This window comes from Chryseobacterium sp. GW823-FHT05E08 (assembly GCF_058795655.1).
Genome location: NZ_JBXAHY010000002.1, coordinates 718,395 through 738,151, shown reverse-complemented (window position 1 = coordinate 738,151; position 19,757 = coordinate 718,395). Strand labels below are relative to the sequence as shown.

Genomic DNA, 19,757 nt, shown 5'->3' with positions numbered 1-19,757 from the left:
AAATGAAAATTACTTAATAAAAACTCCTACATATTTTCCTTCGAATTCTACAACTTTGGTATCTATGTTATTTTTTTCGCAGAAATCCTGATAAGCAGAATTGTCACCAATATCATCACTTAAAAATACACCTCCTTTTCTAAGACGCTTATACATTTCGTCATAAGCCCACATTCTCCCGTTATAACTTTTATCTGAGTCATAATGAAGAACATCAAAAGAAGCAGTTTCCGCAAAGATCTTCGGTAAAGATTCTTTATCTGCAAAACGGAATAATTTCCAGTTCTTTTTAAGGTTTTCGGGAACAACGTATCCAACGTATTGGTCACCATCCTGCGCCAGATAAGGCATGTCAGAACTGTATAAAGTTCCGTTTCTTTTTTCAAGTGATAACAAAGCTGCCAATGAAGACCAGCCATAAGCAACTCCTGTTTCGATAACATGTTGCGCTTTTGTAAATTCACATGCAAAATAGATTAATTCAAGCGCGCCTGCACCGCCCATTTTAATAGGACAATCTTTTTCTCTTTGCTCAGAATTTCTTAAAACCTCCTGAAAATCTGTTTTAAAAGAACTCATCTCGAACCCGAAAAGCTGGGAAATAACTTCCTGTTGAGAGATTGATTTAGACGCAGCCCATGAATTGGTTTTATCTTTACCTTTAAAGGCATTGCCCCTGTTTACGGTATTTTTAACGATTTTCCTTCCTAGTTCCGGATAAAGATCCGGTCTTTTAAGATAAGCTACAAATGTTTTGAGAACTCTTAGTATTTCACTCACTGTGTTAAAGTTTAGGCAACAAAAATAAAGATTTTTCTGTAATTTTTAATTTTTATCTTTGTGAAAAATTTATTAATTATAAAACACGTACCTCTCGAATGAAGTTTTCTGTATTAATTGCCAATTACAATAATGGAAAGTTCTTCAAGAAATGTTATGACTCAGTTATCGCACAAACGTATGATAATTGGGAAGTTGTTATTCTTGATGATGCTTCTACAGACGATTCTTTAGAAATTATAAAAAAAATAATCGGAGATGATGATCGTTTTAAAATACATCAGAATGAGCAAAACAGCGGCGTTGGTATCACAAAAAGCAAGCTAATTGAACTGGCCAACGGCGATATCTGTGGATTTGTAGATCCTGATGATGCTGTTACTCCAAATGCACTACTTTCTAGCATCGATATTTTCAAAAAAGATAAAGAGGTAGTTCTCACCTATTCAAAATATATGAAATGTGACGAGAACCTTGAAATGATAGAAGTTCCTACATTAGCAAAGCAAGTTCCGAACAATGATCCGTATTTTTTTAATTGCCCTGTGCGAATCGTACATTTTGTAAATTTCAGAAAGAATATTTATAATCAGACCGAGAAAATGAATACCGTAATGAAAATTGCCGAAGATCAGGATCTCTATTTAAAAATGTATGAAAAAGGGAAAGTTCAGTTTATTGATGAAGCGAATTATTTTTACAGAACACATTCCGGAGGAATTTCTCAGAACGATAACAGACCTGCATCCCGCGAATATTTTGCTAAGGTAATTTTCAATGCAATGAAACGCAGAAATCTGAAAACGATAAACGGTAAGCCAATTCCAAAAGAATATACAAGTCCTACCGAAATTTATAGTTTATTAGAATACCAGAATTCTATTACCTATAGAATAAAAGGAAAACTAAAAGTATTTTTACAACAAATCTTTGGTTAAATGATGATGAATAAAAAAATAAAAGTCCTTTTCAGGCACCGTTCCATGGAAATGGGAGGGGTAGAAAAGGTAATTCTGAGCATGCTTAACAATCTTGACAAAAACAAGTTTGACATGACGATATGCTTAAACATAAATCAGGGTGAATTAAGAAATGAGTTCCCAAAACATATCCGAAAAACCTTTATTACAGAAGGAAAAGAAGATTTTTCTAAAAATTCTGTGATTCAAAAGATTCAACTGGCAAAAAGAAAATTAAGACTAAAACAGGCTGAAAAGAATCCAAAAATAGCAGATGCTATTTTAAAAGAACAATATGATGTAGAAATTGCACCTACTTACGCTGCGTTTTCATCTGTTTTAAATTCAAGCAATAAAAATTCAAAGAAAATAGGTTGGTTTCATTCTGATGTTACCGTTCCGAAAATGGAACCTTTGTTACCGGATATTTTAAAGCAAATTCCCCAATTTGATTATTTTATTTTTGGTTCTCAGCAGACACGAGATATTTTTGTAGAAACTTATCCTGACATACCATTACCTGAAAACAAGGTTATTCTGAATGCGATTCCTATTGATGAACTAAAGCAAAAGGCTGAAGCATTCAAACCGGAATTACCCAATGTTCCTGTTTTTATATCTGTCGGCAGATTGCATACAAGGAAAGGGTTTCATAAATTAATGAACGCTCATTCAAAACTATTAAAAGACGGATTCAATCATCATATCATCGTAATAGGTGATGGTGAAGAAATGGACAACCTAAAAAAACAAGCTGAAGATCTGGGAGTAACCAATAGTTTTCAGTTATTAGGCTCTATGATGAATCCTTATCCATATGTAAAAAAAGCAGACTTCTTTATTCTACCCTCAGAATCGGAAGGCTGGCCATTAATCATTGCTGATTCTCTGATTCTTCAAAAACCCATCATTTCAACGAATGTAGGTGGAATTCCCGAAATGATAGATCATAAAAAAACAGGATACCTCATCAATTATGAAGAGGATGAAATGTATGATGCAATGAAAAAGTTTTTAACTGAACCTCAACTTGTTTCCAACATTAAAAATAATCTTGAAACTATTGAAGAGCAGTTTGATAATCAGAAAATATTTGATGCCGTAGAAAATATAATCTTAAAACTGACACAAAAATGATGTTATTGTACAGAATCATATTGAAATTCCGTTCCCTGTATGAAGATATGATTAAAAATATTGTTATAAAAGTAGCAATTAATAAGGGATTAAAAGTAGGTGATAATTTATACGTCCAAGGTATTCCTAATTTCGGTTCAGAGCCTTTTCTTATTGAAATGGGAGACAATGTAACCATCGCTGAAGGTGTATCTTTCATCAATCATGGTGGAGACGGACGCGTTACAAAAAGAATTGAAAAATATAAAGACGGAAGAACATTTGGTAGAATAAAAATCGGTAATAATACCTTTATTGGAAAAGGAGCCGTTCTTTTGCCCGGAGTTTCCATCGGCAGCAACTGTATCGTTGGTTCTCTCAGCGTTGTAAGCAGTTCTGTTCCAGACAACAGCATTTACGCTGGTGCACCTGCTAAATTTATTTGTACGATCGAGCAATATGGCGACAAGTTACTGGCAAACACTACAGTATACCCTCTAGAGCTAGAAGCAGACCGTCCAAAACTGGAAGAATACCTCATCAAAAACCTCCCTCACACCTACAAACCCGTAAGAAAATAAATGTTGAAAAAAAAGAAAATCCTCATTCGTATAGGCTCTCTCCGTCATGGCGGTGCAGAAAAAGTCTTGGTTACTTTTTTAAAAAATATTTCTCCGGATAAGTATGAAGTAGATTTATTAATTAATTTATATTCAGGAATTTACATTAAAGAAGTTCCATCTTGGGTTAATGTTTTTTACTTGCTGAAAGGAGAAATGATCACAACCAACAGGCCTCAGGATATACCCGTAAAAGCATATCGGGTTCTTTACCAAAAGATGTTTTTGTGGTTTCCTTCTCTGCTTTATAAATTTGTTTTAAAAAATAAACAGTATGATGTTGAGTTGGCTGCTATTCACGGGATGTACAGGGAAATCTTATCTAGTCCGCAGAAAGATTCAAAAAAAATAATTTGGGTTCAGAATGATATTTTCAATTTAAAAGAATATACTTCCGATGTTATAAGACAGTTCTTTAAATTTGACAAAATATTAGTCATTTCCAACAAACTGGAGGAAGAAATGCACAAATTGGCTCAAAATGAAACCGAAAAACAATCCGTAATAAAAATATTTAACCCAATCGATAAGGAAGATACGCTGAAAAAGGCAAATACTGCTATCGATGACTACCCTTTTGACAATAATATCCCTACTTTTGTAAGCGTCGGAACTGTTTACCCTCAAAAAGGCTACGACAGACTCTTGCAGGTTCATAAAAGATTGCTTGATGAAGGTTTTAACCATCAGCTTGTGATTATTGGCGATGGATATGATTTAAATAATATTCAAGCCTTACTTGAGCAATTAGGATTGCAGAAAACGGCGAAAATGTTAGGCTTTAAAAGCAATCCATATCCTTATTTGAAAAAGGCAGATTTTTATATCATGTCTTCCCGTCATGAAGGCTTTCCTACCATCATTGCAGAGGCACTTATTCTTAATAAACCAATTTCTGCAACAGATATTTCGGGAATTAAAGACTTATTGCAAGACGGAAAATTAGGAACAATTACTCCAAATTCTGAAGATGGAATTTATGACGGAATGAAAAAATTCCTTACCGATAAAGACCTTGCCGAAGAATACAAAAAACAAATAAATGATACAGATCTACCTTTCGTTTTGGAAAAATCTGTACAAAAACTTCAAGAAATAATTGATGAAGTATAAATATTAAACTATGCCGAATTATTCCATCATACAAAAAGATTTTTACCGCGAAAGTGGAAAATGGCTTTCAACTTTTGAGATTTTAACGAAATGCATCAACCCCAATCTGCACTTTATTTATATCTTAAGAAAAGCCCAAAAACATAAAGAAAATGCTGTCATGGGAATTTTCTGGAGAATAGTTTTAAGACATTATCAAATAAAATACGGTTATCAGATCTACCCTGAAACCGAAATTGGGGAAGGATTTTACATCGGACATTGGGGAAGTCTGGTGATTAATCCTAAAGCTAAAATCGGAAAGAACTGCAACATCGCACAAGGCGTAACCATCGGACAGCAAAACCGTGGAAGATTCGTAGGTTTCCCTACCATTGAAGATGAAGTCTGGATCGGCACAAACGCTGTAATTGTAGGCGGAGTAACGGTAGGAAGGAATGTTTTGATCGCTCCAAATGCGTATGTTAATTTTGATGTTCCTGCAGATTCCGTAGTTGTTGGAAACCCTGGGAAAATTTACTCAACTAGAAAGTCTACAGTAGGTTACATCAATAATAAAGTATAAATAATTCTATAGATTTATAAATCTATGTTACTTTTTCAATAAAAATTTACTTCTCTATTGCGAGGAGTTATTTTTTTGTTCATTTTTGTGAATATTAATTTTAATGTAAATCATTTGATTCGCATTTTAAATTACATACAATAAAAAAACACACGCAAAAAAAACTAAATAATCATTTTTATGGAAAAAAAATTACGTTCAGACTTGAGGCAATTTTCAATATTGCACAACTCTTCATTTTCTCTGAAATTTTAATTTCATCAGAAAACACTTTTAAAACTTTAGCTTATATCAACGAAAAAAGTAATTCTTTATTATAATTAAAGAAGTTCATCCATTAGCTCAACTTGGGAATGGAAAAATCTTGCGCAAATTATATTAAGAGCTTATTCTAAAGTTGCTTAAACGATCTGTTTTAAATATTTCGAAAAAAACACTTTTAAATTTTATACGTATGAAAAAAAAATCGACACTAAAGATTTTTGCTGCAGTACTTTGTATTGCATCTTCTCATGCTTATTCGAGGACGGCATCCGTCCCCAAGCCAAATGAGAAACCCATTGGCTCCAGATTTAAAACAGCTACTCCACCGAGTACTTTTGATCTGGATCCTCTGATCGTCATTTCACAAAATGTGAATGAAAAAGGACTGGTTGTAATGAGCGGAATGCTCAACAAACCATTCACAACCAGCAACATCCTACTCTCCATTAAGTATCAGAATGCTCAGGGAGAATGGATTACAGGCTGGTGTAAAACATTATACTCCTACAATCAGTATAATGAAACCCTGAAAGCTACTTTTGAATTACCCGCATCCGTAAACCCGACTTACAATTTAAAAGTTGAGTTAAGTTCCGATTCGGCGAGCAACTTTTCGTCTGTAGCCTGGAATAAAGCTGTAACGCATTACAAAGCCGCAGATTATGCCGCCGTAAATTGCGATCTGGATGAAAATGAGTACACCATGCTTTTAACACCTAAAAAAGATGGTACTCTGATCACAGATGCCAACGGAAAAGTGACAGGTTTAAAAGACAGGGTAACCTCTGCTTATTCTTGGAATAAACTCAGCAACGTCTTAATGAATAATAAAAAAGACGATGTAGTTTTCGCTCCGACCAATCCATCCGATGTTATAACGGAAGCAAGTGGTGCAAAAGCTGTAAAATTGGTAAATACAGGAGCAATTACTAATACGTTAGGAACAACTCCGGAATTTATTTATAATGAAGCTGCGGGACATCCGATTCCTTATCTGTACAGCTATGATGATCCTGTATACATGTTTGCAGGTAAATTTTCGGCTAATGGATTTTACATGAAATTCAGTCAGTGGCCGGGAGATGCTGACGGACCGGGATATCATAATTTTAAAAATCCGGCTTATTTAGAGAGCAGATATTTTAATTTGTATAATAGAATTTATAAAAATTTATCTGATTTTATTCCGGATCAGGAGCCTGTAGTTATTGTTTCAAGTATTGCAACAGGTTTAAGAGCTTATAAAAGTGACGGTACATTTATTGACCTAACACCAAACAGCACAAGTAATTACGGAGCTCCTTACTTTGGATACACAAACAACGTTGCAAGACGAGGTCCAGGTTCTGAAAACCTGTCAATATCTGACACTTCAGAATTAACATTGTATGGTGTAGGTGCATTGAGAAATGATGTTTCAACTTCTTATCAAACCAAAAGATCATTACAGGATATTGAAAGAGAAATTTCAAAATTCATCAAGTACACCGGAGTTTTCGGAAATACAGTTTCATATAATAACGATGCTTCCGAATGTTCTAAAGAGTGTTTTGCCATCAATGCGGGAGCACTTCCGGATAACAATGCACTAGATTGGGCAAAAGCACCAAACAGTTATATTTTCGAGCCTAATCAGGACAGTGACGGATTATATATTCCTGTGAAAAAAGCTTACAAAATGTGGAATTCCGATTCTCGCATGGGAGGAAGCCCTATTCCTACAGGTACCATAACTGCCGATGTTTATTGGGAAGATATTCAAGGTTTAATAAAATCCGGAACCAACTATAGCTTAGAAATTGTAGGTTCAGGAGAAGATGCTAAAATCAAAGTTCCTATCAACAAAACCAAAGAAGGAAATGCTGTTATTGCTTATAAAGTAAACGGGGAAGTTTTCTGGTCTTGGCACGTTTGGGTAACTGATAATCCTCGAAACGGATCAACTTACAAAAGTTTTGACGGCGTTAAAAGACAAAAAAGCGACGGAACCATAGAACCAATTCCAAGTTCAGATTGGGGATGGATGGACAGAAACTTAGGAGCCTTAAGCAACACGATTACCGGAACCGAATTTAATAAAAACGGAGGTCTACTGTATCAATGGGGAAGAAAAGACCCTATTCCACCATTAGTTTATAAAGGAAATGATTTCTATGAAGCTTCTGGATCTGTCGGAAGAGTGAGACATAAACAGTCTAGAAATATGGCTAATGGGGCGACAAAAATTGATAATTTAATCAAAACAGTATTATTGTCGAATGCAACTGTATCAAACAATATTCGTTTGTCTGTTAAAAATCCTTTAAGCTTAATTTATGTAAACAAGGATGATAATTCTGGTCAGGCACTGTACAATAACAATGCTAATTTACAGGTAAACTGGTTCGGAAACTCATCATCACTTACTACAGATAAATTATCAGAATTAAATTTATGGTCTGATAATTCAAGAGGAATACTTAATTCTGTAAGCAATTACAATGATGACAACAACGCAAATCCTTACAGAGACAAATCATCATTTGACCCGTGTCCGAATGGATGGAGAATCCCTTCAATGCTTGTTGCAAACTTAGGAAACTCCAGTTATATTGATGATTTGAGAGTAGATTTCAGTCCATTTGGAATCAAAAATAACATCAGCAAAAATGTTTTTGAAACCAACAAATATCACATCATTAAACCTAATGACAGCAACACTCCAATTTACATGAAAGGCTTTAAAATCTACAATAATGTTGGGGTAGATCTAAGCAATGTCGGAGGAAACAATATGGGAATCTTCCCGGGAACAGGAGTTCTTGTAAGAGGATATCATGAAGGCCAATATACAGATCAGCATGAAACGTATTTATGGACTGCAACAATGGCAAAATGGTTTGATGTAACTCCTTCCGTTTCGGCTAGAAGTTTCCGTATGATTCCGGACAGAGATCAACCGGACACTCCGGATTCTTCTTTACCGGCAATCACAGGAAGATATCAATATTATCCTGCAGGAGGTGGCGCAACATCGGGAGCGAATGGATGTAGATGTATCAAAGATCCTTTATATGTTGTAAATCAATATGATTTCCCTACAGAGTTCTTTAATGATGATGTTGAATATGCAGAAGGATTAAACAATCCAAACTCGTATTCTATCGTTAAAAATACAGTTGAATCTATTATTCAGATCCCAATCAGCAAAGCGTTCTCTGCACAGAGTAAATTGTTGAATAATCCGGACATTTTAAATGCTACAAATTTCAATAATCTGAAAGCTAATGTATTGTGGTCTACCAATACAGGTTTGATTAGTAATATTTCACTTTCAAATACGGCTCCAGGTTCATTATCAGCGATTTCAAATACAAATATTACTGTTAAGATCGCTCCGAACCAGTCTGGTAACGCTGTAGTTACTTTACATAACGGAAGTATCACGAATCCAGTTTATTGGAGCTGGCATATTTGGGTAACAAATACCCCGATTACATCTGTGGTTTATACAACAGAATTGCCTAATCAAGCGGCTGTTAATTACATCAATTACATTAAACCGGGTGAAGTAATAAAAACTGAAATAATGGATAGAGATTTGGGAGCAAATCAAGCCATTGCTGAAGCTAATAAAACTACTTCAACTGCAGGATTACATTTCCAATGGGGAAGAAAAGATCCGCTGCCGGTTTTTGTGAACGCAAATAGAAATTCGGCTCCTGTTTATCTAGGAACAGCGCAGGCGAATGGTACGGTGACTTACACTACCCTAGCTTCTGCAACGTATTATTCAGATGCATATCTTAAAAAATATCCTGATTATTCGGTTCAGTCTAATGTATTGGCTACGGATAAAACTTCAGATAAGATCAGCAAAGTTTTATCATATTCTGTGAAAAATCCGATGACTTTCATGGTTCCAACAATGACTACCAAAGCAACAGATCTTAATCATACGAATGGAGCTGACTGGCTAGCAAACGAGCCAAATTTAGCGCCGGAAAGATGGGGAAGAGGAGGGAAAAAATCACCTTTTGACCCTTGTCCGGAAGGATGGAGAATCCCAGACTTAACAGGTGTGGCCAATACAAGTGTAGGTTCATCTCCTTTTTATAAGCCAACAACGGGAATCAGTATTCCTAACAATTATGGAGGAACAAGAATCAACAGAACGCCATATAGCTCTGCTGCAATTGGTTACTTATTCGCGAACCCTGCATATAATATCGGAAGTTTTGTAAATTCTGGAGTTAGAGGTGGCAGAAATACAATCGAGGCCTCTCCTGCTGCGCCGGATTTCAATTTGATTGATTACACGTATGGTGGTTTTTGGTTAGGAGGTCTTAACTCAAATTACACAGGAAGAGCTTTAAGAGTAGAGATCCAGAATAATGGAGATTATCTTACCGCATTTAGCAGTAATTCTGATCCTTATTTTGCTCAAAGCTGTCGTTGTGTTAAGGTAAAATATGACGAAAACGGTAATGAGTTAGGTCCAATTCCAAGATTACAGGTAACAAATGCTACATCTGGAGAAGCTAAAACAGTTTTAGCAAAATCTATCATCGAGGAAAAAGTAGCTCAAAACAAACTTGAGTTCTTCCCGAATCCTGTGAAGAGCATTCTGTACATCAAAGGAAATGATAAAGCTAAAGATTACTATTATCAGATCTATAACATGTCCGGACAGCTTGTAAAATCAGGTAAGTTTGAGAATGAACAGACCGATCTTTCTTCTCTTACACAAGGAGCTTATCTCGTAAGAATCAATAACTCCGAAACTATTGTGAAAATTATTAAGGAATAATCATTGATATTCTGATTTTTTCAACCGCCTCAGTCTTGAGGCGGTTTTTTTTGTGAGAATTAAGAATATATTCATTTTGAAATTTCTTTTTAATCCTAATTGTTTGTATTTTTATATCTAAATTTCACCCGATTTAAATTATCAAAAACATAATATTTTAACATAAAAATCTGTGAAACCTACTCTTTCCGAAGTTTTCGTATGATTTTAAGCATATTTTAATATTAAACTTTGTTAAAACTAATTGCGATTAAAACAAAAATTATATTTTTGCATGATTATTGATTTAATCTATTGAATTTGAAAATAATTTAAACGAAATAAATAATTAAACCTTTTTTAAATTTTAATTTATGTCACAATCGTACGAAGTTATTTTCGAAAACAATAGAAAATGGGTAGAATCAAAAGTTGCCAATGATCCAACGTTCTTCGAAGAATTAGCCAAAACTCAGAATCCGGATTTCCTTTATATTGGATGTTCAGACAGCAGAGTAACGGCAGAAGAATTAATGGGAACGCAGCCGGGCGAAGTTTTCGTAACAAGAAACATTGCCAATGTGGTGAATACTTTAGACATGAGCTCAACAGCAGTAATTCAATACGCTGTAGAACATTTGAAAGTAAAACACATTATCGTTTGCGGACATTACAACTGTGGCGGTGTAAAAGCTGCGATGACTCCTCAGGATCTGGGATTATTGAATCCTTGGCTGCGAAATATTCGTGATGTTTACAGATTACACCAAGCCGAGCTTGATTCTATTGCAGATGAGGGTAAACGTTATGACCGACTGGTAGAACTTAATGTTCAGGAGCAGTGCATCAACGTGATTAAAATGGCCTGTGTGCAGGAAAGATACATCTTAGAAGAGTTTCCTGTGGTTCACGGCTGGGTTTTCGACCTTAGAACAGGTAAAATTATTGATTTGGAGATCGACTTTGAAAAAATCTTAAAGGACATCCAAAAAATCTACAACCTTACAAGTTCTGATTGGGTAATGAGTAAAAAGACCAAATAGTCTTTCTAAAAAAAGTAGAATGAAATTCTGGAGTATTATTGTTTTAACGTTTTTCCTGAACTTTACAGCGCTGCCAAGCATTGCTGCTGTTTTCGGTTGGGAATTACAGAGAACCAATATTATCATCAATGAAGAAGAACCGCATTCTCACCCCACCTCTTTTACTGTTTACGAAAAAACACTTCCAAAGACTTTAAATGTATTTGATTACGTAAAGTTTTTTGAGCCTGATCTTTCAGGAAGATCTTTTGTACTGGTAGATGACGATTTTCATCTGTCACCATTACTTACCATATTTTCTCCACCTCCGGAAGCTTAATTTTTAAGTTTAGCTAGTTTTTTTAATAGTATTCATATCAATTTTTGGTATCGAATCGACACGTGCTTTAAAAATTAAATTTCCAATCTTTATAACTGATCATTTCACAGCCGATCAGCTATATCACAGCATTTTCATATCATGAAAAACACATCATTAATAGGAGGAATTAAGGAGAATTTCCCTTCAGGACTCGTTGTATTTTTAGTTGCACTTCCGTTATGTTTAGGAATTGCATTAGCATCAGGAGCTCCACCCTTATCCGGCATCATCGCAGGAGTTGTAGGTGGTTTAGTAGTAGGAACGATGAGTAACTCGAATATTTCGGTTTCCGGTCCTGCTGCAGGTCTTACAGCCATTGTATTAACGGCAATTACCGATCTGGGTGCATTTGAACTTTTCCTTTGCGCAGGGATGATTGCAGGACTTATTCAGTTGGTTTTAGGATTCGTAAGAGCAGGAAGTATTTCAAATTACTTTCCGAATAATGTTATCGAAGGTATGCTTGCCGCAATCGGGATCATCATTATTTTAAAACAGATTCCGCATGCATTGGGATTTGATAAAGATTATGAAGGCCACGAATCAATCTTTGATAACGGACTCAACTTCGGTTACTTTACAGAACTTTTCGGAGCTATTCATCCGGGAGCTATTGTTGTAACATTAGTTTCTATCGGAATTCTTTTGGCTTGGGATAAAATTCCAACATTAAAAAGAATGAAAATGCTTCCCGGAGCTTTGGTTGCCGTAGTTGCAGGTATTTTATTGAACGAATTTTTCAAAATGACAGGAAGTTCACTGGCGATTGCGCCTCAACATTTGGTTGTGTTGCCTATTCCTCAGTCTCTTGATGATTTTAAAAATTTGATCATTACACCTGACCTCAACGGATTTACCAATCCAAAAGTATGGATCGTAGGTGCAACGATTGCTATTGTAGCTTCTATTGAAACCTTACTTTGTATCGAAGCATCCGACAGATTAGATCAACAAAGAAGAATTACAGACACCAACCTTGAATTAAAAGCTCAGGGAATTGGAAATCTGATAAGTTCATTCATTGGCGGACTTCCGATGACTTCGGTTGTGGTAAGAAGTTCTGCGAATGCAAATGCTGGTGCAACATCAAAACTTTCGGCGATCATTCATGGAGTTCTTTTATTAATTTGTGTACTTACAATTCCGATGATTTTAAATTTAATTCCATTGGCTACGTTGGCTGCTGTGTTGCTTTTAGTTGGTTATAAATTAGCAAAACCGGCGACATTTAAGCATTTCTGGCATTTAGGAAAGTTCCAGTTTATTCCTTTTGTTGCGACTGTTGTGGCTGTTGTTGCGACAGATTTATTAAAAGGTGTTGGAATTGGTTTAGCCATCTCAGTTTTCTATATTTTACAGGGAAATATGAAGAGAGCTTACTATTTGAGCAGAGAAAAACTGAACGATGCAGACGGAATTAACATCAAATTGGCTGAGGAAGTTTCATTTTTAAATAAAGCAGCTATTAAAAAGACTTTAAGAAATATTAAACCTAATTCTACCGTGATCATCGATGCCCGAGGAACTTCATACATTGCGACGGATGTATTGGAAATGATTCAGGATTTCGCGAATATCAGGGCGAAAGAAGAAGATATTAATGTAGAACTTTTAGGCTTTAAAACTTCTTACAAAGATTATGAGACCGATGAAGATTCTCATATCATAATTACACACAGAAGAGCAATGTAAGCTCATTTATAAACAAATATTTTTTTAACTTTAAAATAAAATTCAAATAAACATATCATATGAAAGCACATACATCCGAAACTCAGTCAACCATTACTCCTGAAAAAGCGTTAAATTTTCTAAAAGAAGGAAACCAAAGATTTGTAAACAATCTGAAGGCAAACAGAGATCTTTTGGAGCAGGTAAATGCTACCCGTGAAGGACAATGGCCTTTTGCAGTTGTTTTAAGCTGTATCGACAGCCGTACTTCTGCGGAACTTATCTTCGATCAAGGACTGGGAGATGTTTTCAGTATTAGAATTGCAGGTAATTTTGTGAATCAGGATATTTTAGGTTCAATGGAATTTGGCTGTAATGTAGCAGGATCTAAGCTTGTTGTGGTTTTAGGACACACGAAATGTGGCGCTTTGAAAGGCGGTCTGGATGCAGCACAAATTGAAGGATTGGGAATGGATAACTTGAATCATTTAATTAATCATTTCGATCCTATCATCAATGAAATTATCGAAGAAGGTGAAGAACGTTCATCAAAAAACAGCGCCCTTTTAGAAAGACTGAATCAGCAAAACGTAAAAAGTGCGATTGAAGATATCAGTAAGCAAAGTTCAACCCTTACAAGACTTGAAAAAGAAGGTAAAATCAAAATAGTTGGAGCCAACTATGATGTTGAAACCGGAGTTGTAACTTGGTTGTAGGACATTTAAGTCACAATTATATAGTTAGTTAATTTTTAGATTATATTTTGAAAAAGACCATCGATGTTTTTCGGTGGTCTTTTATTATTTTGAGTGAATATCTTAATTTTATTCCTGCAGATTGCACAGATTTACACAGATGATTGTGCTTATTGGGAATTTAATTTATGTTTTGGCTAAAGCCGATTTTGATACATGATATTTTAAACGGGCTAAAGCCCGTTCCTATTGATGAAACCTACGTTCTTAACAAAAAAATTATTTCCCGTTGAAAGCAGACATCGTATTATTAATTCCTGCAAAAACAAATGACAGGCAAGCTTTAGAGAATTTTTCTATTCTTTCGGGAAGCTTTTCGGCTTCTTCTTCATTCCATGTTCCGAGAACGTAGTCTACCTGTCTCCCTTCTGAAAACTCAGCAGAGATCCCAAAACGAAGTCTCGCGTAATTTTGCGTCTGTAGGACTTCATTAATATTTTTAAGTCCGTTATGACCTGCGTCTGAGCCTTTCATCTTCATTCTCAACGTTCCAAAAGGCAACACAAGATCATCGGTAACGATCATTACATTTTCTAAAGGAATATTTTCTTTCTGCATCCAGAATTTCACGGCATTTCCGGAAAGGTTCATATACGTATCAGGCTTTAGAACCAATACTTTTCTGCCTTTATATTTGCCTTCTGCCATCCATCCGAAGTTTGTAGTGTTAAATGAAGCTTCCAGTGTTTCAGCTATTTTTTCAGCTACTTTAAATCCTATATTGTGACGTGTATTTTCATATTCAGGGCCTTTATTTCCAAGACCGACGATTAAATATTTCATTGAGAAATTTTTTGCAAAATTAAGAGATAAAAAATAAAAAACTCAATCCGGTGAAGAATTGAGTTTAAATATTATTAAAAAAATTATTTCTTATAAAGGTTTATAAATAAAATTGATCCCAAATCCTTTCTTAACATAAGTCTGCGGATCGTAGTTGTAGTCTGTAGAGAATACCGTTGGAGCCGGAATTGGCAACGAAAGATCTGTTACCGAAATTCTTTTAGGACTGTTCGGAGAAAGCATTAAACTTCTGATATCCTTATAATCTGTTGATATAAGAGCAGACACTTTATATGCAAAAGGCAATAATGTATAAGCGCTTATCTGAGTATCATAGTTTGAATATGCATAACCCAATTTTTGGGCTGGCGTTCCATATGCTGTTCCAACCATTGGTCCATAATATTTTACAGCTTTAGAGATATTATCTCCTACATATTCGTACCCAACTTTTGTATATTTCGTGTAAGCAAAAGGAGTTCCTGAAACATCATCACCATTTCTCATAATGATAGAATCAAGCTTAGCTGTAGATCCGTTATATTTTAAATTAAAAATACTTTTCGTTTTTTTGAAAAGAGCTTTTACTCCTAAAGTCGCCGGAGGAATCGGTACTGCTCTTCTGTAAATAGAACGATTTTCTGAAATAGATTCTAATCTTCCCGTGTTACCATATGTAAACAACTGAGAAAAAGAGATACTGTCTTTCTCAAGCTTTCCGTTTCCATCCATATCAAGGAAACCACGGAAATTGATCGTGCTTACCTTATCACCACTGAACATTACATCTGTAATAGATGCGCTATCTGTAATTACTTTTGATAAAAGTAATCCGTTATAATGATATTCTGCAATCGTATCGGCATCTGTAATTTCTCGGTACAATGCTCTCGGGCCTATTAAGCCGCTATTATTATTTATATCTACTAATGGATCTCCATTTTCATCCAATAAGTCTTTACAAGAATGTATTGCAGAAAAACCTGCCAATAGTAAAACAAAATAGAAAAGTCGTTTCATTCCTTAAGGGGGATTATTTATTTTCCCAAAAATATAATTTTTTTTTGAATAAAAAGCATATATCTCCTTACATTATAATAAAACTAATAATTTAGACTGTTCTTATAACGCTTTATAAACATAACTGGCTGAGCCAGTCTGATCTGAAATAGGATAATTCTGAGTATCATACTGATACGTTAAATTAACAGAGATCGCTGGTGCTGGTGCCGGATATGCAAAATTCAGGTTCCCAACGTTGTTTGCAGATAAATTATAGAAATTAGCAGGATGTATTAAACTATACATCAAGAAAAATGTTTTAGGAAGTGTTGTATAAGGATTAATCTTCGAATCATAGTTCGTAAAATTAAACGTAGTTGCCAATGAAGAACCCGCCTGTGGATTTCCGCTACTGTCCATTACTCCCATCACAGAAACTACTTTTGTGATGTTATCACCAGAATACGTTAATGTATTTTCCGTAAAATGAGTATAAGTTGGAGTTACCGTTCCTATTTTCTTCTTCTCCATGATCTTTGTGATCTTTCCTGCTGAATCATAAGTGTAGAAATAATCACTATTTCCAATAATTGTAGATCCTGTTAACATATTAGATGTAGTTCCGGAAATTCTTCCATTTACGTCATAGGTAATATTAAATTCATAACCTGAACTATTACTTGCAGTACCTACAAACTTCACTTTAGAAATTTTTGTTCCTGTATAAGTTGGTGTACCTGTAAAGAAAGAATTTGGAGCACTTGAATCTGTAAATATACCTTTTTCAAGAACTCCGGCTGTTGTAATAAATTCCTGCTGAGTATTACCTCCGCTGATGATTTTACTTAAAATTCTTGGTCCGATAATCGTTGGCGTTCCACCGTTATTATTTGTGTTGGTTGTTTTGTTTTGATTGATGGGATCATCTGTTGTGTTGTCACAAGACACCAGAAATCCGAAAGTAAGCCCTAGAAGAGCTTTAAATAGAAAGTTTTTACTCATGGTTAATGATTTTAATGAGCCCAAATATAATTTATTTTCATAAAATAATGGCTGAAAAAATCACATATTCATAAAAGTTCCTATTTAAACCAAAAAAAAATCTAAAAACTTACGCCTTTAGATTTACAATTAATATTTATTATGAAAAATTAAAACGGTTGCAATACTGATGTAGTTAATACTGATTGCGACATATCTGAATTTAAAAATTCTGTGTTAACAGCTCTTCCGATTCCTATCGTTCCGCCATTTAAGTTTCTTTTTGTGCAGGCAACCTTTACGCTGTAACCATTTTTAATCTCCATATTGGTAAGCGTTGCATTAAGGTTAAAAATTTTGTTGGTACCATCTGCTCCCAAAAGTACATCTGTTCTTACTGCTTTCAGTTTATTATCAACAAAAATTCCGCAACCAAAACTCATTGATGCATTAGCATTGGTAGTATTCGCATTAACTGTTTTTTGAGCAGTAGTCTGGAATGCAAATGTTACTTTATTTGTTGTATTGGTAACTGAAAAAGTAGTCACAGTTCCTGTTAAGACCGTCCAGTTTGCTGTAATATCCATATTTTCCGGATAAGGACTTATTGCCCCGTTGTTTCCAGTAAATCCTGCTCCAACTTTATCAAAAACGCTACTCATAGAAAAAAGAGACATACTTCCCATTCCGTCGGCTACTTTTACATTTTTCCAGTCGTTTACGTTTAAGCTTGCATTATTGTGAAATATAGTTCCTTTTGCTCCTGAAGTTCCCTTTGTAGCAGATGAAGCTCCAATTCTTATTTCCTTTCTTATATTCAGGTCACCGTTTATATCCAAGGTATTAACAGGCGTAGCTGTATTTATGCCAACTTGAGCGTTAGAAAATATTGCGAGGAAAAATAAGTTTATTAATAATAGTTTTTTCATGATTTAGTTTGTTATCGCATTAAATACCTGTGGAACCTCATAGACATCTACTTTAAATGATGATTGAGAGATGAAAGAATCAATATTATCCGCAACATTGGTTCCTATACTTAATGTTATTCCTGAAGGTACATTATAGGATTTTAATCTTGAGCAAGCAACACTCACTGTGTGTGCCCCTTTTGTAAGGTTTTGAGCAAGACCAATCTGATTATGTGTAAGGAAAGGATTTGTTGAATTAACAGCTTTCAGATTTCCTTGTCTTAGATTTACTAATTTATCGTCCACAAAAATTCCGCATGCATAATCAATCGATGTATCCGTAGTTCCTGCATTTGCAAAGTTGGCTTGAACTACCGTTTCAAACTGGAAGTATGTTTTACTTTCTGTACTATATACATTGAATGTCTGAGAAGATAATCCCGGAATCTTTTTGAACTGACTGAAATTACTAAAGTTACTGTTTTTCGTAAAAGAAGCAGATCTTGATGCAATCGTAGGTTCTTCTGAAGAAGTGAAGGTTACCCCCACTCTATCTGAAAAAGAGTTATTATAAATTAAATAAAATTTATTCGTTTCATAATCAGGAATACGAAGAGACTTCCATGTAGGCGCAAGTCCCGCACCCTGTGAAACCAAAAGCTGATCATCTCCACCTTCTAGAAGCTTACCATCTGCAGCATTTCTAACGATTAATTTTCCTCTAAGGTTAATGTTTCCATTGACATCTAACATTGCTTTAGGCGTAGGCGTAGCGATTCCCACTTGAGCAGAAAGAGATAACCCTATTGTTGAGAATAGGATAAATAATATATTTTTCATTGATTAGTTTACTTTGTAGGTTATAAATTCGATAAGGTCTATCTTAAATGCAGACTCTAAAGTAAATGCATTAGAAAGATTACTGTTACTTGCCACAGTACGCCCAATAGCAAATTGAGCATTTGAGTTGGATACATTAATTTTTCTGCATGCAACCTCAACTTTGTGTACACCTACCGGAACATCTGGTTCCGTATAATTCAATGTGAAAATATAATCCTGGATCCCGTTTTTATCAGAATTATTGGTTGAAGCAATTTTGTCCGGACGTACAGCTACAAGCTTACTGTTTCTGAAAATCCCGCATGTAAAGCTTACATTCTGAGATGCATCTGATGCTGTAGATTTCATTTCAACCCCGGTTTGGAATTGATAAGTAAGTCTGTTGAGTCCGTTTTTAATTGTAAAGTTATTCTCAAGGCCGGCAATTTTCACCCATTTTCCTTTGCTTGAATCTCCTATATCATCACCAACACTGTTTTTGTAAACACTGTCGCCTAAGATTCCGTTAGAAAAACTATTAATACCAGCTTGATCCGATGACAAATACGAATTGGTTAATTTGTATTGCCCTTCCTCCATAAAGGAGACATTGTTCAATGATTTCCATTGAGGAGAAATCCCATCTCCTTGGGAAACCAAAACTTGGCCATTTACCCCGGCATTCCCGACCTGGGTTGAAGTACCGGCCATTCTAAGTTCTTTTCTTAAGGTGGTTTTCCCGTTGACATCGAGAGTAGCTTGGGGAGTACTAATCCCAACGCCCACCTGCGCATGAGTATAGACTGACACTAGTCCAACCACGCATAAATACAGAGTTTTTTTCATAATAAGGACTGCAAAGGTAAAGAAAAAAAATTCTTAAAAAGTCCACCTATCTTTCGTAAACCAATAGAAATAAGCGATTTACAAGATATTTTTAATCTATAAAAAGTGGAATTATTTCATTTTAAGTTGAATTAACTCCTTTTTTTCTGTGTCAATTTTATCCCGTAATTCACCTAAAAGATATTTATTGTCCTATATTTTATCAACACAAGGTGATTTTATTGCATGCAGATATTCACCATCAGATATACTTCTGTGGCATTTTTATATTAATCGAAAATAGTGGGATTGAACTAATTTTTAAAGTAAATTAATCTTAAAAATTTCTCTTTAAACAGTGAAAAATAGGGCTTTTATTTTTGTAAATTTTTAAAAATCAGGAACAAAAATATTTACG

Annotated in this window: 17 protein-coding genes; 10 read left to right on the top strand and 7 right to left on the bottom strand. The window is 34.9% G+C overall.

Features of this window, described 5'->3' with window-relative positions:
• Positions 1-9: 9 nt before the first annotated feature.
• On the bottom strand, positions 10-780 hold the full coding sequence (locus AC1Q7L_RS09330) for a class I SAM-dependent methyltransferase (protein ID WP_492305187.1): 771 nt from the start codon (positions 778-780) through the stop codon (positions 10-12).
• A 98-nt stretch (positions 781-878) separates the two neighbouring features.
• On the opposite strand from AC1Q7L_RS09330, the gene AC1Q7L_RS09325 reads away from it, so the two are divergent.
• The 10 genes from AC1Q7L_RS09325 (at position 879) to AC1Q7L_RS09280 (ending at position 13,976) form a co-directional block, all read left to right on the top strand.
• Positions 879-1,718, top strand: a complete 840-nt coding sequence (locus AC1Q7L_RS09325) for a glycosyltransferase family 2 protein (protein ID WP_492305186.1) — start codon at positions 879-881, stop codon at positions 1,716-1,718.
• A 6-nt stretch (positions 1,719-1,724) separates the two neighbouring features.
• Positions 1,725-2,876 (top strand): glycosyltransferase, encoded by a 1,152-nt coding sequence (locus tag AC1Q7L_RS09320; RefSeq protein ID WP_492305185.1) that lies wholly within the window; start codon positions 1,725-1,727, stop codon positions 2,874-2,876.
• The gene (locus AC1Q7L_RS09315; RefSeq protein ID WP_492305184.1) at positions 2,873-3,436 is read left to right on the top strand and encodes a DapH/DapD/GlmU-related protein; all 564 of its coding nucleotides are present in this window, start codon (positions 2,873-2,875) and stop codon (positions 3,434-3,436) included. The genes AC1Q7L_RS09320 and AC1Q7L_RS09315 overlap by 4 nt, the downstream gene beginning before the upstream one ends.
• Positions 3,437-4,588 (top strand): glycosyltransferase, encoded by a 1,152-nt coding sequence (locus AC1Q7L_RS09310; protein ID WP_492305183.1) that lies wholly within the window; start codon positions 3,437-3,439, stop codon positions 4,586-4,588. It abuts the gene before it with no gap.
• Between the two features lie 10 nt (positions 4,589-4,598).
• A complete protein-coding gene (locus AC1Q7L_RS09305; protein WP_410691439.1) occupies positions 4,599-5,153 on the top strand; it encodes a serine O-acetyltransferase in 555 nt (184 codons plus the stop codon).
• Positions 5,154-5,607: 454 nt separating this feature from the next.
• On the top strand, positions 5,608-10,206 hold the full coding sequence (locus tag AC1Q7L_RS09300; protein WP_492305182.1) for a T9SS type A sorting domain-containing protein: 4,599 nt from the start codon (positions 5,608-5,610) through the stop codon (positions 10,204-10,206).
• 353 nt (positions 10,207-10,559) lie between these two features.
• A complete protein-coding gene (locus tag AC1Q7L_RS09295; protein ID WP_410691441.1) occupies positions 10,560-11,228 on the top strand; it encodes a carbonic anhydrase in 669 nt (222 codons plus the stop codon).
• A gap of 19 nt (positions 11,229-11,247) precedes the next feature.
• Positions 11,248-11,547: a hypothetical protein gene (locus AC1Q7L_RS09290; protein WP_410691442.1), complete on the top strand. Its 300-nt coding sequence runs from the start codon at positions 11,248-11,250 to the stop codon at positions 11,545-11,547.
• A 141-nt stretch (positions 11,548-11,688) separates the two neighbouring features.
• Complete coding sequence (locus AC1Q7L_RS09285) at positions 11,689-13,281, top strand: SulP family inorganic anion transporter (protein ID WP_492305181.1); 1,593 nt, start codon at positions 11,689-11,691, stop codon at positions 13,279-13,281.
• Between the two features lie 59 nt (positions 13,282-13,340).
• Complete coding sequence (locus AC1Q7L_RS09280) at positions 13,341-13,976, top strand: carbonic anhydrase (RefSeq protein ID WP_492305180.1); 636 nt, start codon at positions 13,341-13,343, stop codon at positions 13,974-13,976.
• Between the two features lie 258 nt (positions 13,977-14,234).
• Here AC1Q7L_RS09280 and pth read toward each other — a convergent pair whose 3' ends face one another.
• The 6 genes from pth to AC1Q7L_RS09250 form a co-directional block, all read right to left on the bottom strand.
• Positions 14,235-14,798 (bottom strand): aminoacyl-tRNA hydrolase, encoded by a 564-nt coding sequence (pth, locus tag AC1Q7L_RS09275; protein WP_492305179.1) that lies wholly within the window; start codon positions 14,796-14,798, stop codon positions 14,235-14,237.
• A gap of 90 nt (positions 14,799-14,888) precedes the next feature.
• Entirely contained in the window at positions 14,889-15,818 is a 930-nt protein-coding gene (locus AC1Q7L_RS09270; RefSeq protein ID WP_492305178.1) for a hypothetical protein, read from the bottom strand.
• A gap of 102 nt (positions 15,819-15,920) precedes the next feature.
• Entirely contained in the window at positions 15,921-16,802 is an 882-nt protein-coding gene (locus AC1Q7L_RS09265) for a hypothetical protein (RefSeq protein WP_492305177.1), read from the bottom strand.
• A 149-nt stretch (positions 16,803-16,951) separates the two neighbouring features.
• Positions 16,952-17,710, bottom strand: a complete 759-nt coding sequence (locus AC1Q7L_RS09260) for a hypothetical protein (RefSeq protein WP_492305176.1) — start codon at positions 17,708-17,710, stop codon at positions 16,952-16,954.
• A 3-nt stretch (positions 17,711-17,713) separates the two neighbouring features.
• Positions 17,714-18,532 carry a hypothetical protein gene (locus tag AC1Q7L_RS09255; RefSeq protein ID WP_492305175.1) on the bottom strand — a complete coding sequence of 273 codons (819 nt, stop codon included), beginning with the start codon at positions 18,530-18,532 and terminating at the stop codon, positions 17,714-17,716.
• 3 nt (positions 18,533-18,535) lie between these two features.
• Positions 18,536-19,360, bottom strand: coding sequence for a hypothetical protein (locus AC1Q7L_RS09250; protein ID WP_410691450.1), 825 nt, complete (start codon positions 19,358-19,360; stop codon positions 18,536-18,538).
• Between the last annotated feature and the right edge of the window lie 397 nt (positions 19,361-19,757).

What these genes read in the sequence shown, in the direction of transcription:
- AC1Q7L_RS09325 (WP_492305186.1), top strand. Translation starts at nt 879, where the DNA reads ATGAAGTTTTCTGTATTAATTGCCAATTACAATAATGGAAAGTTCTTC.
- AC1Q7L_RS09320 (WP_492305185.1), top strand. Translation starts at nt 1,725, where the DNA reads ATGAATAAAAAAATAAAAGTCCTTTTCAGGCACCGTTCCATGGAAATG.
- AC1Q7L_RS09315 (WP_492305184.1), top strand. Translation starts at nt 2,873, where the DNA reads ATGATGTTATTGTACAGAATCATATTGAAATTCCGTTCCCTGTATGAA.
- AC1Q7L_RS09310 (WP_492305183.1), top strand. Translation starts at nt 3,437, where the DNA reads ATGTTGAAAAAAAAGAAAATCCTCATTCGTATAGGCTCTCTCCGTCAT.
- AC1Q7L_RS09305 (WP_410691439.1), top strand. Translation starts at nt 4,599, where the DNA reads ATGCCGAATTATTCCATCATACAAAAAGATTTTTACCGCGAAAGTGGA.
- AC1Q7L_RS09300 (WP_492305182.1), top strand. Translation starts at nt 5,608, where the DNA reads ATGAAAAAAAAATCGACACTAAAGATTTTTGCTGCAGTACTTTGTATT.
- AC1Q7L_RS09295 (WP_410691441.1), top strand. Translation starts at nt 10,560, where the DNA reads ATGTCACAATCGTACGAAGTTATTTTCGAAAACAATAGAAAATGGGTA.
- AC1Q7L_RS09290 (WP_410691442.1), top strand. Translation starts at nt 11,248, where the DNA reads ATGAAATTCTGGAGTATTATTGTTTTAACGTTTTTCCTGAACTTTACA.
- AC1Q7L_RS09285 (WP_492305181.1), top strand. Translation starts at nt 11,689, where the DNA reads ATGAAAAACACATCATTAATAGGAGGAATTAAGGAGAATTTCCCTTCA.
- AC1Q7L_RS09280 (WP_492305180.1), top strand. Translation starts at nt 13,341, where the DNA reads ATGAAAGCACATACATCCGAAACTCAGTCAACCATTACTCCTGAAAAA.
- pth (WP_492305179.1), bottom strand. Translation starts at nt 14,798, where the DNA reads ATGAAATATTTAATCGTCGGTCTTGGAAATAAAGGCCCTGAATATGAA.
- AC1Q7L_RS09270 (WP_492305178.1), bottom strand. Translation starts at nt 15,818, where the DNA reads ATGAAACGACTTTTCTATTTTGTTTTACTATTGGCAGGTTTTTCTGCA.
- AC1Q7L_RS09265 (WP_492305177.1), bottom strand. Translation starts at nt 16,802, where the DNA reads ATGAGTAAAAACTTTCTATTTAAAGCTCTTCTAGGGCTTACTTTCGGA.
- AC1Q7L_RS09260 (WP_492305176.1), bottom strand. Translation starts at nt 17,710, where the DNA reads ATGAAAAAACTATTATTAATAAACTTATTTTTCCTCGCAATATTTTCT.
- AC1Q7L_RS09255 (WP_492305175.1), bottom strand. Translation starts at nt 18,532, where the DNA reads ATGAAAAATATATTATTTATCCTATTCTCAACAATAGGGTTATCTCTT.
- AC1Q7L_RS09250 (WP_410691450.1), bottom strand. Translation starts at nt 19,360, where the DNA reads ATGAAAAAAACTCTGTATTTATGCGTGGTTGGACTAGTGTCAGTCTAT.